The organism is Paenibacillus sp. FSL R7-0216 (assembly GCF_037969915.1).
In the GTDB taxonomy this organism is placed as follows: Bacteria; Bacillota; Bacilli; order Paenibacillales; family Paenibacillaceae; genus Fontibacillus; species Fontibacillus rhizolycopersici.
Map to the genome: position 1 here is coordinate 5,097,710 of NZ_CP150222.1, position 13,259 is coordinate 5,110,968.

At 47.8% G+C, this 13,259-nt stretch carries 17 protein-coding genes; 2 read left to right on the top strand and 15 right to left on the bottom strand.

The features are described from left to right. Nucleotides 1-32: 32 nt before the first annotated feature. Nucleotides 33-917 carry an NAD(P)H-binding protein gene (locus MKZ15_RS23505; protein WP_339818671.1) on the top strand — a complete coding sequence of 295 codons (885 nt, stop codon included), beginning with the start codon at nt 33-35 and terminating at the stop codon, nt 915-917. Between the two features lie 73 nt (nt 918-990). Here MKZ15_RS23505 and MKZ15_RS23510 read toward each other — a convergent pair whose 3' ends face one another. The 5 genes from MKZ15_RS23510 to MKZ15_RS23530 all read right to left on the bottom strand — a co-directional run bounded on the left by MKZ15_RS23510 (nt 991) and on the right by MKZ15_RS23530 (nt 4,469). Further along, a complete protein-coding gene (locus tag MKZ15_RS23510) occupies nt 991-1,593 on the bottom strand; it encodes a TetR/AcrR family transcriptional regulator (RefSeq protein ID WP_193417542.1) in 603 nt (200 codons plus the stop codon). A 38-nt stretch (nt 1,594-1,631) separates the two neighbouring features. Beyond that, entirely contained in the window at nt 1,632-2,654 is a 1,023-nt protein-coding gene (locus tag MKZ15_RS23515) for an aminoglycoside phosphotransferase family protein (protein WP_339818674.1), read from the bottom strand. A 32-nt stretch (nt 2,655-2,686) separates the two neighbouring features. Next, entirely contained in the window at nt 2,687-3,715 is a 1,029-nt protein-coding gene (gene splB, locus MKZ15_RS23520) for a spore photoproduct lyase (RefSeq protein WP_193417544.1), read from the bottom strand. After that, on the bottom strand, nt 3,708-3,956 hold the full coding sequence (locus MKZ15_RS23525) for a transcriptional regulator SplA domain-containing protein (protein WP_193417545.1): 249 nt from the start codon (nt 3,954-3,956) through the stop codon (nt 3,708-3,710). Before MKZ15_RS23525 ends, splB begins: the two co-directional genes overlap by 8 nt. A 93-nt stretch (nt 3,957-4,049) precedes the next feature. Further along, on the bottom strand, nt 4,050-4,469 hold the full coding sequence (locus MKZ15_RS23530) for a DUF3237 family protein (protein WP_193417546.1): 420 nt from the start codon (nt 4,467-4,469) through the stop codon (nt 4,050-4,052). A gap of 454 nt (nt 4,470-4,923) precedes the next feature. On the opposite strand from MKZ15_RS23530, the gene MKZ15_RS23535 reads away from it, so the two are divergent. After that, a complete protein-coding gene (locus MKZ15_RS23535; RefSeq protein ID WP_339818683.1) occupies nt 4,924-5,955 on the top strand; it encodes a collagen-like protein in 1,032 nt (343 codons plus the stop codon). Between the two features lie 291 nt (nt 5,956-6,246). Here the strand turns inward: MKZ15_RS23535 and MKZ15_RS23540 are convergent, their stop codons facing one another. The 10 genes from MKZ15_RS23540 to MKZ15_RS23585 form a co-directional block, all read right to left on the bottom strand. Beyond that, nucleotides 6,247-6,654 carry a VOC family protein gene (locus MKZ15_RS23540; RefSeq protein ID WP_213622473.1) on the bottom strand — a complete coding sequence of 136 codons (408 nt, stop codon included), beginning with the start codon at nt 6,652-6,654 and terminating at the stop codon, nt 6,247-6,249. 79 nt (nt 6,655-6,733) lie between these two features. Further along, nucleotides 6,734-7,681, bottom strand: coding sequence for a YafY family protein (locus tag MKZ15_RS23545; RefSeq protein WP_339818686.1), 948 nt, complete (start codon nt 7,679-7,681; stop codon nt 6,734-6,736). Nucleotides 7,682-7,700: 19 nt separating this feature from the next. Continuing rightward, a complete protein-coding gene (locus MKZ15_RS23550; RefSeq protein WP_339818688.1) occupies nt 7,701-8,636 on the bottom strand; it encodes a VanZ family protein in 936 nt (311 codons plus the stop codon). Between the two features lie 11 nt (nt 8,637-8,647). Then, entirely contained in the window at nt 8,648-9,364 is a 717-nt protein-coding gene (locus MKZ15_RS23555) for a DUF4386 domain-containing protein (protein ID WP_339818691.1), read from the bottom strand. After that, nucleotides 9,361-9,588, bottom strand: a complete 228-nt coding sequence (locus MKZ15_RS23560; RefSeq protein ID WP_155604603.1) for a helix-turn-helix transcriptional regulator — start codon at nt 9,586-9,588, stop codon at nt 9,361-9,363. Before MKZ15_RS23560 ends, MKZ15_RS23555 begins: the two co-directional genes overlap by 4 nt. A gap of 1 nt (nt 9,589) precedes the next feature. Then, on the bottom strand, nt 9,590-10,036 hold the full coding sequence (locus tag MKZ15_RS23565) for a hypothetical protein (RefSeq protein WP_193417551.1): 447 nt from the start codon (nt 10,034-10,036) through the stop codon (nt 9,590-9,592). Between the two features lie 179 nt (nt 10,037-10,215). Beyond that, nucleotides 10,216-10,569, bottom strand: a complete 354-nt coding sequence (locus tag MKZ15_RS23570; protein ID WP_339818694.1) for a DUF4260 domain-containing protein — start codon at nt 10,567-10,569, stop codon at nt 10,216-10,218. Between the two features lie 14 nt (nt 10,570-10,583). Continuing rightward, nucleotides 10,584-11,000 (bottom strand): MerR family transcriptional regulator, encoded by a 417-nt coding sequence (locus tag MKZ15_RS23575; protein WP_339818697.1) that lies wholly within the window; start codon nt 10,998-11,000, stop codon nt 10,584-10,586. A 131-nt stretch (nt 11,001-11,131) separates the two neighbouring features. Continuing rightward, nucleotides 11,132-11,986, bottom strand: coding sequence for an alpha/beta hydrolase (locus MKZ15_RS23580; protein ID WP_339818700.1), 855 nt, complete (start codon nt 11,984-11,986; stop codon nt 11,132-11,134). Between the two features lie 233 nt (nt 11,987-12,219). Then, nucleotides 12,220-13,092 (bottom strand): helix-turn-helix transcriptional regulator, encoded by an 873-nt coding sequence (locus MKZ15_RS23585; RefSeq protein WP_339818703.1) that lies wholly within the window; start codon nt 13,090-13,092, stop codon nt 12,220-12,222. Between the last annotated feature and the right edge of the window lie 167 nt (nt 13,093-13,259).

The following is a 13,259-nucleotide window of genomic DNA, read 5'->3' on the forward strand; positions in this document are numbered from 1 at the left end:
AGACCTTAATGAGAACTAAAGGAGATCACGATATGCCTAATGAATCATCCACCCGTATTCTACTAACCGGAGGACAAGGCAAGACTTCTTCTCGCATCGCACAGCTGCTGCAAAATCAGGGCGTTCTGGTTCGAAGAGCCGGACGTAGCTTACCCAAGCCCGGGGATCAACAAACCGGGGAATCGGTCCGTTTCGATTGGTTCGATGGCTCCAACCACGATCAAATCCTGCAGGACGTCCATGCTGTCTACCTGATCGCACCTCCAAGTATGAACCCTGAGGAAGTCATGATCCCCTTTATCCGCAGGGCTATTGACGCTTCGGTAAGGCGCTACGTCCTGTTATCCAGCGCCTCGATTCCGGAGGATGGCCCTGTCTTTGGAGCGGTTCACCGTTACTTGCATGAGCATGTCCCCGAATGGGCTGTCCTGCGCCCCTCCTATTTCATGCAGAACTTTACGGATCCCGGACACGGACACGGAAATTCCTTGCGCCAAAGCGGACACCTTTATACGGCAACTGGGGATGGCAAGATCGGTTTCGTTGACGCCGAGGATATTGCCGCTGTTGGCTTTCATGCCCTGACGGACAAGGAACCCCCTAACCGGGAGCTTATCATTACGGGTCCAGAATCCCTCACCTATGACGATGTGGCCAAAGTGATCCGCAGCGTGACCGGCCTGAACGCTGCCCATATTCATATCACACCGGAGCAACTTACAGAGAGGCATATGGCGACTGGTTTGCCGGAGAGTTATGCCAAAAACCTGGCCGAAATGGATATCCGTATTCGCCTCGATGGATTGGAGGATCAGGTTACGGACACGGTGTTACGTGTGACCGGGCGAGAGCCGCGTTCTCTAGAGCAGTTTATTTCAGAACATAAGTCATCATTTCTAACTAAAGTATTATCCTAAGATAAAAGGCTCTCCCGTCACCATTTATGATGACCTGGGAGAGCCTTTTGAGGTTCATATGTTTGAATAAGATCTACCGTTTAGTGCCTTGTATCGTCCGAAAGACCATTAGAACCATCTGCAGGAGTCCAAGCAGCTTCGGTTCTTCTATTCCCAGCTTGGCTGACGTGATCAAGGCGATCCGCTCATGCACCAGGAACCGGGCCAGGTCTCGGATGTTGACCTCTGAGCCGATTTCCCCTTCCTCCACCGCCCGTTCCAGCATCGTGTAGAAGGTCAGCTCCGACAGCTCTATACTCTCTTGCAGATAAACCGCCAGTTCCTCATGATGAGGCGCCTGCTCAATCGCGCTGCTAATAATGAAGCATTCCAAACGCAGTTCGGGATCAACTAGGACTTTAATGATGGTCAAAAATACGAGTTCCACCTTGTCAACGACCGTTCCCGGCCCCTCGCAATGCTGCTGCAACTCCCGATTCTTCTGATCCATATAATGCTTAACCGCTGCGAAGAAGAGATCCCATTTGGTTCCGTACGTGTCATATATACTTTGGCGGGCAATGCCCAGCCCTGAAATCAAATCGGGCAGCGAGGTGCCTTCATAGCCACGATTTCCAAAGACATTCATGGCTTTATGCAAGATTTCATTCGTGTCAAAGGCCTTCGTTCTTGCCAACGCTAGCGCCCCTTCCTCCAGTTATTCATAATAAGTAATTATACTATAGCTGGTGGAGAAGCCGCCTTCATTTCATAGATTTTCTGGAGCGTCTCTACATGCTTCATCTTCTCGTTCTCGTCCTCTGTATGGAGAACCCAATCCACAAGCCTATAGCCGAACAAGAAAAGAATCATCTCGTAGACGCAATCATCGACGATAGAAGCTACATCCACATACTCCGCAAAACCTTTGTAATACGCGGGGACGCATCGTTGGTAATATTCAACCATGTGATCGATATCCGCTTCATCCGCAATCAGACTGGCGATATCCTCGCCCAAGTAGCCCCATCCACTGGTATCCCAGTCGATGAGCGTGATTTTCCCGTCGGCAAAGATCAAGTTGGCCACCCAGAAATCCCGATGGCATAACACGAGGGGCAGTTTCTCGATGCGGGCGATGATCTCGTCTGCGTGTTCATCGATGTCGATGAGCATTTGACGCACGTGCTGCGGCAATTCGCAATCCTCCGAGCGGATATAATTGTAGACAACCGGCCATGCCCGGTAATGCAGGTATGTATTCTTCATAAAATCGGCATGGCTCAGGTTGGTCAAGCTCTGCAACACGGCGGGCTGTTCCGCATAAAGCTTGCCTTGATAACGCCCTAAGTCCAGCGCGGCCTGTTCATACATGTCACCCGTCAAGTCTAGACCCGATACACCATCGATATAATCCAGCCACAGCTGGAATTCACTACCTTCGGCATTCATCTCGGCGTAATAACAGGTCGGCCAGCGAAAAGCATCCGGGAACGTCGTTTCCAAGTCAGACGCGTAAAGATCATACTCTCTACGCCATGAACCCGGGTCGCCGTAACGCTCCCATTTCTTCTGAATTTTCAACACGATACGGTACGGCAACTCTTCACCATCCACGGTTTCGGCAACTCCCGTGACCAGGTACACATTTCCCACCGTTCCGCCCTTTAACGGCATCGTCTGGTAGTCGGCTGAGATGATCTCCCTCTTGAACCGTTCGCTTAAGACATAAGTGAGCGTCTCGAATTTTATATCCATGCTTTTCCCCTCCCTTCGAGGATCCCGTTCCCTTATGTGAAATATTCAATTGTGGCGTCAGGAAAATAAGTGCGGATATACCCACCTAGCGTCTCTTTCATATCCTCCTGCTCCAGATCGGTATAGACGTATTTCCCTATCCCATATCGTCCCCACTTCCACTTCCGCTTGGATTCATCAAGCTCCAGCTTGGTCATCGGATAATTCTTCTCAATGACACGCTTCGCCGGCTTGGTAAATCGATGCTGTATCAATTCGAACGTCAAATCTTTCTTTGAAGAAGAGGGAAGGATGGTCTCTAGTTTCTCGAACATGTCCTTATACCCCTCTTTCCATCCGTCATGCAAATAGATCGGAGCGATAATGAACCCTAATGGATATCCTGCCTCCGCCACTTTTCTCGCTGCCTCCATCCTCTCCGCTTGTCTGGATGTGCCTGGTTCAAAATTTTGAATGATATAATCGTCATTCATACTAAAGCGAAACCGGGTCCGACCATTATGCTTGGCATCCAGCAAGTGATCGATATGAGCGAACTTCGTTACGAAGCGCAACTGTCCCAACTCTGACGCGCCAAAATATTCGATGGCTTTCTTGAGCGTATGGGTTAGGTGATCAATCCCTGCGATGTCCGACGTACATGAGGCTTCAAACCTTGTTATCTCAGGGGCTCTTTCCTTCATGTATTGGTCCGCGGCTTCAAAAATATCGTCAATATTGACATAAGTCCGAATATACGGTTTACTTCCCATCGTCGTCTGTAAGTAACAATAATGACAATGGCCCATGCATCCTGTGGCGAACGGAATGGCAAACTCTGCGGAGGGCTTGGACGTATCAAACTTTAAGGTTTTCCTCACTCCGACGACTAGCGTAGACTTCGCCACTCGATATTTTTGAAAATCGTTGTCCCCCGGCAGGTTTCGGATTTGGTTATGCGAGGTCGTTTCCCGAATATCCAAACCCATGTTTTCGAATTTGGCCAGCAATTCTCTACCTAGTGGATAATCCAATGCCCTGGGCTCCACATATACGAGTTGAGGGACGAATGGCTTAACCATAATAGGCTTCCGCATCCGATAACCCGAATGCTTCTCGATAGGCCGTTTCCGCTTCACTCGCTGTTGAATACACAGCGATCTCCTCGTTTAGCGGATAATACGTTTCGTAAACAAATAGTGCAAAATCTCCTGGTGAATTGGGATCGCTCACGACAGCTGCTTCCTGCACATTGGCGACTCCCTGTACATGCGGGTTTCGAATAATGACATACACAACTTGTCCGGGTTGATACTCACTCATCACTTTACCGCACCCCTTATCCATAACATTTGAACTAGTGTCACACGAAATAAGGGGGAATATACCAGCATTCGAGGATTCCATTCATCCGATTTACAATGCTCTATAGATCTTAATATCTAAACCAGACTCCGTTGAACTTCCCTCGGCAACTAGGATGTCATCATTTAAAAAGGCTAAAGCCTTACTGTCCGTAATCACTTTAGGGTAAGACCTGAACAATACATTTTTCAACTTGTGATTCATATTTCCGTTATTCTCAATATAAACCTTGCATCGTTCGCCTGTGTGATCCTTCCCTTCAAGCATATACCTAGCTGATAAGGTATGAGGATGATCCAACTTTCCAATAATTTGGGTATCTACCCCTCCGGCAAGGATTTCTCCTTCAAAATACTTCCCTGTGACCCGCCCCTTAAAAGAAATCATGGTTACGGAATCTCCATCACGATGGTTCAAATGGATCGAACTCTCGATTTGAACATGTACCGTAAATATTTCTTCAAACTCCATGGTCCAGACCTCCTGTATCTTTCAGCAGCGATTTGATACTAGTATATCACTCCCTTTAGAGTTTGCGGCTTTTTGGACACAGCGCCCAGGAGGCCACCCCAAGCGCGACATAGAAGAGCGGAAGAAAAACATGAAATCCATAAACACCGTAATTAAATGCAATCGCTGCACAGCGACGTTGTTTGTTCTCAGGAAATTTTTATTCACCCATTTTCCTGAAAATAGTTATTTGTCTAGCTCATAACAGGCCATTCGTCCATGCCTAATAAATCAATTCACGTACACTGAATAATCTTAGTGGGGAGGTGTCGTGGTGAGTTGTCCCGATTTAAAAAAACGGTGCAAAAAGAAAACCTTAACTGTGTGTCATCCGAAAAGAAAACCAAAGAAACATCGTGTTCGAGTAGCCAAGAAGATTGTTTGTAAAAGGTGTCCTCCGCCTAAAGGACGTGTATTGCTTCAAGGGCTTGCAGAAGCCATCTCTGAAGCTGGACCGCAGGGACTTGCAGGAGCACTAGGGCCCCAGGGAGCAGCAGGACTTATTGGGGCAATTGGCGCTCTTGGTCCACAAGGAATCGCAGGAGCGCTTGGACCTGAAGGGCTTGCAGGACTTGTAGGCGCGATTGGCGAACTCGGACCGCAAGGACTTGCAGGAGCACTGGGACCCCAAGGAGCAGCAGGACTTATTGGGGCAATTGGCGCTCTTGGCCCACAGGGAATCGCAGGAGCGCTTGGGCCGCAAGGAATCGCAGGACTTGTAGGCGCGATTGGCGAACTCGGACCGCAAGGACTTGCAGGAGCACTGGGGCCACAAGGAGCAGCAGGACTTATCGGGGCAATTGGCGCTCTTGGCCCACAAGGAATCGCAGGAGCACTGGGACCCCAAGGAATCGCAGGACTTGCGGGAGCCATCGGTGCAGCTGGATTGACCGGACCGGCAGGACCCGCCGGAGCAGTAGGGCCGGCAGGACCCGCCGGAGCAGTAGGCCCAGCAGGACCGGCCGGAGCAGTGGGCCCAACAGGACCGGCCGGAGCAGTGGGGCCAGCAGGGCCGACAGGAGGAGTTCTAGGTTTTGCAGATTTCTTTGCATTGATGCCGCCGGACAATGCAGCAACAGTTGCTCCAAACACGGACGTAAGTTTTCCGCAAGATGGTCCCCTCAGCGGGACTGCGATTACTCGCATAAATGCCAGCTCGTTTAACCTGGCCGCGATAGGTACCTATCAAGTTTTGTTTCAGGTGAATGTAAATGAAGCAGGTCAATTGCTCTTAACACTAAACGGTGATGACCTGGCATATACGGTAGTCGGACGTGCGACAGGAACTTCGCAAATCGTAGGTATGGCACTTGTGCAGACATCACTCATTAATTCCGTTCTCACCGTTCGAAATCCAGCAGGGAATTCCACGGCACTCACAATCACTCCGTTGGCTGGGGGAACGAGGCCCGATTCCGCACACCTTGTTATTCTACAGATCGCTTAGGGAAGAATATTCTGGACTAACCGCAGCAGCCTGGAACTTTTCTATTCGGTCCAGGCTTCCGCGGTTTCCACGTTTTCTACCCTCGATCGTACCCGCCCAACCGGGTTTGATACGGTTCAGCGCGCTGTTTGTAACGATAAGTAATTGAGCCATTCAAACTCCGCTTGCAGCATATCTCGCAAAAGCTCATATTGTTGCTTCGCGGCAACGCGGTTGCCAGCATAGGGCAAGTGAAATTTTCCCCATCGCAGGCTTGATTTTATAGGATCCAATTTGTCGTAAGTTAAAAACCTAAGAAGGTCTCCTACTAAACCTTTGAATCGCTTCCTCGGTCACCGGCTTGAAAAGGTTAAGGAGGTTGCCGTCGGGATCGCGGAACAGCATAGAACGGTTCCCCCACGGCATCGTGGTCGGTTCCATTACCCAATCATCGACAAATGGCTTCAAGCGCGCATATTCGGCTTCGACATCGTCGACGAGGAATTCCAGAATGACCGTGCGGTTATGGGCCCCCACAGCGGAACCGACTCCGAATAGCTGCGTTGTATGGGAGTGGCCGATGGCAAGAGTGCATGAGGGCAAGGCGAGCTCGGCAAATACAGGCGCGGGCCGCTCCGCCGAAACCCCCATGACTTTCTCATAGAACTCGACAAGACGATCCACGTCGTCCGTAATGATACGTACAGAAGCAAAATTCACAAATGATCATCCTTCCTCATATCTGTCTCCTTTACATTTACATGTCCAATTATAAAAAACCGCTACTGACAACATCATGTCAGTAGCGGTTTAGCATTTTTTGGGCTTCCTCACGAATCCGATCTCGGAGCGATTCGGGTTCTAATGCGATTACGCCCGCCCCCCAGCCAAGCACCCATGGCAGCAATTCATCCAACTGACGAACGCGTAAGACCACATCCATTCCATCTGGATGCTCTTTCATATCCTCTACGTAAGGATAGTTTGATTCCTTCACCTTATCTGCGGTGTCAGGCGTAAATCGAAGGCATACCCGCAAGTGACGATCGTCTATGGGTGTATACTCCTTTAAGTCAAAATGCTCAGGGATTTCGAAACGTTCATCCAGTTCGATCAACTCAGTCATCCGGGACAACCGGAAATGGCGGATGTCTTGGCGTAGATCACACCAGGCCACAAGCATCCAGGCTCCTTCAACATGTACAAGGCCATAAGGAGCAACTGTACGTTCGCTATGGCGGTTCCCCGTGGAATCCGGAAATTTTCTCGAATAATGAAATCGGACCTTTCGTCCATTGAATAGAGCTCGGCGGATCTCATCGAGATTCTCCCTTTCGTTTGACGAAGCTGGCGGTTTGCCAGGTGAGAGAAGGCGCAGCGACTTGCGGATCCGGGAAGTCTCATTGCGAACACGCTCTGATAGAGTGACCTCAATTTTTTTCCTAGCCACAATAGCTCTATCCCGATATGCATCATCAAATCGTTGCTCGACAAAATCAGTTCCTATAAGCAAGGTCATGGCTTCCTCAATTGTGAAACGGATCGGAGGCAGAAAATAACCCTCCATTAAGGAATACCCTGTGCCTGGAGTACCTATAATCGGAACGCCTGCTTCGCTGAGCGCCTGAATGTCGCGATAGATGGTCCGCACACTGGTTTCAAATTGTGCCGCCAAATCTTCGGCACGTAACACTCGCCTGCCTTGCAGTTCGAGCACGATGGCCAACAACCGATCCGTTTTGTTCATCGACTGTTCCCTTGCCCCTTCACCGATTCCATGGGTACTTCATCTCCTGATATCCGACATCCCATAATTTCACGTTCCCCTCTAGGGTAATCGTGAGCTCATGGGCCCCTTGCAAGTAGATGGAGGACATCCCAAGTTCATGGCCCAGAGCTTCTGCGGACGTGGACAGGTACTCCTGTCCGTCAGCGGATAGCCGTAAACTCCCCTGAAAATCCTCTTGATCGGGAATCCCATAATTCAAGTAGATATAAAGCTCCTTTTCGCCTAACGAATACGTGTAAGTCACCGTATTTTTATCTTCCGTGCTATACACATTATATTGAGGTACTACGTTTTGTCCACCAATTTGAAAGTTGTCTCGCGTGACTCCCTTTGATGAATCGGTACTGCTGCTTTTCAGCTCGTTAAGCGCGACAAAAGGGCCCTGCTCTTTCGTGAACGCTTTGTCGACAAGCCCGAAGCTCGCCCAAACCCCAATGAGCAGGACAACAACGGAGATGCCTGTAACAACTAGGTTTCTTCTGACCTTTTCGGTACGAAACCCCAATCTATACGCCCCGAATCCAACTGCCGCGCCGGATGAGTTCTGAATAACATCGTTAATGTCAAAGCTGCCGAGCAAAGTGAAGGCCTGAACGGTTTCCAGCACGAGGATAGACAGGATGAATAGGCTCATAAACCGAAGAAAACCAGTCCGATATAACAACGGAATTAGAATACCAAAAGGAACAAAGGCAGCAACGTTCCCAAAGCCCACAAGATCCATAAGCGTAGGATGTAGAAGGTCGGATAAATCCGGCAGTCTAAAAAAACCGTCCGGCATAAACATAAAGGTGTAACCCGTCTCCCGATCTACCGTATCTGCTCTGCCAAAAGCGAGAAACATAAAAAAAAGAATGAAAATAGTATAGGATAGCGTTATGACAAAAATCGTCTTACGTTGCTTCGTATTCATCTTCTTCTCCTTTATCTTTGCGTTCGAAACCGTGAATGGGTTGCGGACTCATTAAACCCTTTTAAGATGAGCCACACTGCAAGGATCATTTCATTGGCGAAGATTGGGAGCGCCAAGATCCCGCCCCAAGCCGAGACTTGATCAATGACCCCAAACATTTCTAATAAGGCAGCAAGCAGAACTAAGGCTGACCCGGTCAAACCCAATATCGGGATAAACCTGGGTACAAGCTTCGACTTATAAAAAATGTAGCTATACATCATCGTATTGATTCCCAGAAAAAAATTAGGTCCTAGCAAAAATGTGTAATCGTGCGCGGCCTTTAGCAATGTACCCGAAACCCGATAGGAAGCGATATCCTGCCCCCCCGCTGCTACATAGTCCTGGCTTAAGGCCAACAAGGACATTACGCTGATGACCCCTACCGTAATCACAATGGCCTCCAAAAACCGGAAGCAAACATGCCAAATCGCAATCGTTCGACTATATTGTTTCAAATAGGGGAACATCATGGTCGCTGTACCTATCGCTGAAACGACAAGGATCAGCTCCATAAGCGACCCCAGAACCACCTGATTCGCATGTGCGGCGCCTTGAATCAGGTAGTCCGAATCGTTCAGGAGCGGTTTATACAAAATAACACCTAGTATAGCCGTAAGGGCAGCAATAACAAAAAGAACACCTGTGATCCTTGATGCAGTCTTCGTTGAGAAATCCAATTCCCTCACCTCTCCTCTGAGTTTTCTCCATAAAAGAATACTTCTTCCAACGGCAAGTTAAAGGCCCGAGCAATACGAAAGGCCAGCTCCAGTGACGGGGAGTAGTTTCCCTTTTCAAGAGCCACAATCGTTTGCCTGGTTACACCAACCTTGTCGGCCAACTGCTGCTGAGTCATTTCATGATGATTGAACCGTATTTTTCTGATGTGATTGCCAACAAGAATTTTACCCATCTTAAACTCCTCTTCTGTAGTGATACAGTCTCGAAATTGAACCGGTTACGTCTGATAGAAATCCAGAGACGATGAGGACGATGAACATCACCTTCAAGGGCTGGTCTATCACCAATGAGCCCATGGCTAGAAGGAAACCAAGGACAAACACAGCAAATGAATTTCGAAAGGCCAACAAGTCGATGCGCTTATCCATTTCATCCGCGAAAGCAGGTTCCTTTTCACCCGTCGTTATTCGGAAGAGGATGTTAAAAATGATGCTGATCACGATATGTGCTGCGATGGAAACCAAGGTTAACACCAGTACGAAGGATCCCCAGTAATGGAAAGTTACATTTGAATCCAGCACTTCATTGGGATACTCCGGGTACTTGTACAGGCAGTACACTGTAAAAATAAGTATGGTGCTGATTAACGATACGATGCTCTTCTTTTCCTGATACGTCATGTAGACACCGCCTTCAATAAAGTAAAGTTGATTAAACATAATGTATACTAAACTATACATCATGTCAATTTTATTTTACGATCTGGGTGTCCCCTGCTCTAATCCCAGACCTTGAACAAGGCCATTACTACAGCAAATAGGAAATAAAGAAGCTCGCTGCGGTGACAGCGAGCTTCTCATTAAATCTTTTGTAGATGTGTATTCGTAAATGATGAATCTGGGTATTTCAACCCCGCCCCTATGGCTCGATCCATACAGATATGAGCGATCCAGATCACCGACCCTAATAGCAGATTATCGTTTGACAAATATAAGGAGCCCGATGCTAATAACAGTGGGAAAATAAAGGTGTGCCCGAAATTGTAAACCATCGCACCTATCTTCTTGTTCATGGCGTAACCAAGCATGGTAAGATCGGGAACGAATAAAAGAGCAGCAAACAGCCAAATAGGAAAGTGTAGCTGAATGTAAATGAATAAAGAAAGTGCAAAGGCAAGCGCATATTCAACATGAACGATATGTTTATTCGTCATCTTATCTCTCCTCCTTATTCATCATTTTGAAATAAACGAAGTAATAATTTTTCAATATCGTCTATATTCTCTAGATACTCCACTTCACTTGCAAGTTCCTTAATGGTTTGCACGACTTTCAAGGCCTGTTGGTAAAACCGGATTTTTTCCTCCAGATTCATCATTTTTTGATTCAACAACATCACGGTAGTATCCTTACATTCTGTCGATATCGATCTGTCGTCTCGGATTAGAAGCAATTGTTGAATTTCCTTTATGCTAAAACCCAATTGCTTTAATACGATGATAAGCTGGATCTGTTTTTCACATTCATCGTCAAATTCCCGATAGCCATTTTCCCGTCGGATTGGATTCAATAAGTTCTCTTTCTCATAAAAACGAAGGGTATCCGTTTGGATTTGATATTTGTTCGCAAATTCCTTGATTTTCATCTTAGCCTCCTTTCCAGTTAGATCATAACATTGGAGTAAAGTCCAAGGTCAATCCCCGTATCATCATCCATATAGCAAAATGAAGGACGCCCCAATCGGGCGTCCTTCACAACTTGCAGGATTTAACATTGTTAGGCGTTTGAGGCCGCCTTGTTCAGGAAGGCATTCACTCTCTCGGCGAATTCATGCGGATACTGGAATAAGAAACCGTGATTTGCATCAGGGTAAATCATTAACTCTGCATTGGGTATGTGTCCGGCAAGCAGGTAGGAGTTGACAGTAGGCACCATAATGTCATGGTTACCGTTCGCGACAAGCGTGGGCTGCCTTATTCCTGCAAGACGAGCCAGTTTACTCAGATCCGGAATGCCCCAATCGATGATCGCCTTTGCTTGTGCATCGCGTACTTGCAACGAAGGCATCTCGTCGCGGTCTTCGGTCCGGGTGAAGATACGTCCTACGAATTCAAGGCCTTTGGCCTGACTTGTCGTAGTCGGAGCAAAGAATAAGTAGAATATGTCGTCAGCGCCTTGAACATCTTTGTAAGCGTGACTGTTTATTTCGTTGTTCCAGCCGTGCATATCGCGCCCGCCCTGCGGCCCAGTCCCGGCAAGAATCAGACGTCTTACCAAATGGGGACGGAGGAGTACGACTTCTTGAGCAACAAAGCCTCCCAAAGAGAAGCCGAACAAATCGACACTCATTAATCCAAGCGCATCAATGAACTCCAAAACACCGTGAGCCATTTCAGTAACGGTGCCTGGTGTAGATCCTGTCGTACCTCCAACTCCTACATTGTCAAAGAGAATGACTTCACGTTCAGCCGCAATATCGTCAACAAGCGCCGGATCCCAGTTATCAATATTTCCGCGGAAGTGTTGCAGGAATACAACTGGGGTCGTATCGGCTTTGCCGAAACGACGATAAGTGAAAGTGGTTTGATTGCCGGAAGTGACCGTCAAGTTAGGTGCTGTGTAATTAGACATGGATTATTTCCCCTTTTTCTTTTTTTTTGCTTGCAGCTTGGCAGAAGTTTTTACGGGAATGATCGTTCTAGTTATAGCAAAAAAATAACATTAAGCATCTCCATGGCATCCTCTCCTCTGTATTAGCTGCATCATATTGAGAATTATCGTTCTTAATATGAGTTGTACCACATTGAGAACGATCGGTAAAGATATTTTTTCGATCGTTCTCAAGGTTGCGATGCTCACTAAATTCATTGAGAAGATTCCAACTGATCCGAATGCTGGCTCTGATAATCGAATAACAGTTTCTGCATCTTACTCACCGTGCCATCCGGATGAGGGACATGAATGGAAACAGTCATAGTTGGATCATTCGAGTAATGAAACGAAACGAGATCAAAATTCAAGATCCCGAGATTCGGACAATGAAGTTTCTTTGGAGCATCAATCGCATCGAGAACCTCATGAGATTCCCAGAATTCTCGAAACTCCCTGCTAGCCTGTGAAAGTGCCTCGAACTGCTCAGGCCACCAAGGATCGTCGACGTGACGCGCATACCCGGCATGGAAATTAGCAACGATTCGCCGAGCATGCAGCTCCCATTGGTCTCCTTTCACATAACGGAAACGAGGAGAAGTAAACGTCATCCAGACCAAATTCCGCTCCCTATCCGACATCACCGTGAGATTGCCATTTAAAGCACAATAGGCATCATTCCAGGCAATGATGTTCATGCGCGCATCCATGACATTCGCAGGGGAAAGGTTTTGACTATCTAAAAAACGCTGAAGTTCCGGCGTTACCATAGAGGGTTGCTTCGTACCGGTCAAGGGAGATTGCTTACGGGCAAGGTGGTACAGATGACTGCGTTCCGATTCATCTAAGCGAAATACTTTCGCGATTCGATCAAGGACCTCGGCGGATACGTTGATATGACGACCTTGTTCCAAATAGGTGTACCAATCCAGCCCCACATCTGCCAGCAGAGCTACCTCGCCCCGGCGAAGTCCGGGTGTACGTCTGCGTCCGGAATTCGGCAGCCCTACTTGCTCTGGGGTTACTCGTTCACGGCGTGAACGCAAAAAACGGGACAGTTCCTCATAACGGTCCAATCTATTTGCCATGTTCTCCATGCCTCCTGCCCATAAATGAACATAGGATTCGTAATCCTACGATAACTAGATCTCTTCCTAGCCTCTTCGGATCCTTTTAGACTAGTTTATGTCCTCCTTAGGAGGAATAGCAAGAATGGATTGACGAAGATGATCGGCCCCACCTGTTCAACTCCATT

Coding starts and splice junctions, on each gene's coding strand:
- MKZ15_RS23505 (WP_339818671.1), top strand. CDS start 33: ATGCCTAATGAATCATCCACCCGTATTCTACTAACCGGAGGACAAGGC.
- MKZ15_RS23515 (WP_339818674.1), bottom strand. CDS start 2,654: ATGGATATAAAATTCGAGACGCTCACTTATGTCTTAAGCGAACGGTTC.
- splB (WP_193417544.1), bottom strand. CDS start 3,715: ATGGTTAAGCCATTCGTCCCTCAACTCGTATATGTGGAGCCCAGGGCA.
- MKZ15_RS23525 (WP_193417545.1), bottom strand. CDS start 3,956: ATGAGTGAGTATCAACCCGGACAAGTTGTGTATGTCATTATTCGAAAC.
- MKZ15_RS23530 (WP_193417546.1), bottom strand. CDS start 4,469: ATGGAGTTTGAAGAAATATTTACGGTACATGTTCAAATCGAGAGTTCG.
- MKZ15_RS23545 (WP_339818686.1), bottom strand. CDS start 7,681: ATGAACAAAACGGATCGGTTGTTGGCCATCGTGCTCGAACTGCAAGGC.
- MKZ15_RS23550 (WP_339818688.1), bottom strand. CDS start 8,636: ATGAATACGAAGCAACGTAAGACGATTTTTGTCATAACGCTATCCTAT.
- MKZ15_RS23560 (WP_155604603.1), bottom strand. CDS start 9,588: ATGGGTAAAATTCTTGTTGGCAATCACATCAGAAAAATACGGTTCAAT.
- MKZ15_RS23565 (WP_193417551.1), bottom strand. CDS start 10,036: ATGACGTATCAGGAAAAGAAGAGCATCGTATCGTTAATCAGCACCATA.
- MKZ15_RS23570 (WP_339818694.1), bottom strand. CDS start 10,569: ATGACGAATAAACATATCGTTCATGTTGAATATGCGCTTGCCTTTGCA.
- MKZ15_RS23575 (WP_339818697.1), bottom strand. CDS start 11,000: ATGAAAATCAAGGAATTTGCGAACAAATATCAAATCCAAACGGATACC.
- MKZ15_RS23580 (WP_339818700.1), bottom strand. CDS start 11,986: ATGTCTAATTACACAGCACCTAACTTGACGGTCACTTCCGGCAATCAA.
- MKZ15_RS23585 (WP_339818703.1), bottom strand. CDS start 13,092: ATGGCAAATAGATTGGACCGTTATGAGGAACTGTCCCGTTTTTTGCGT.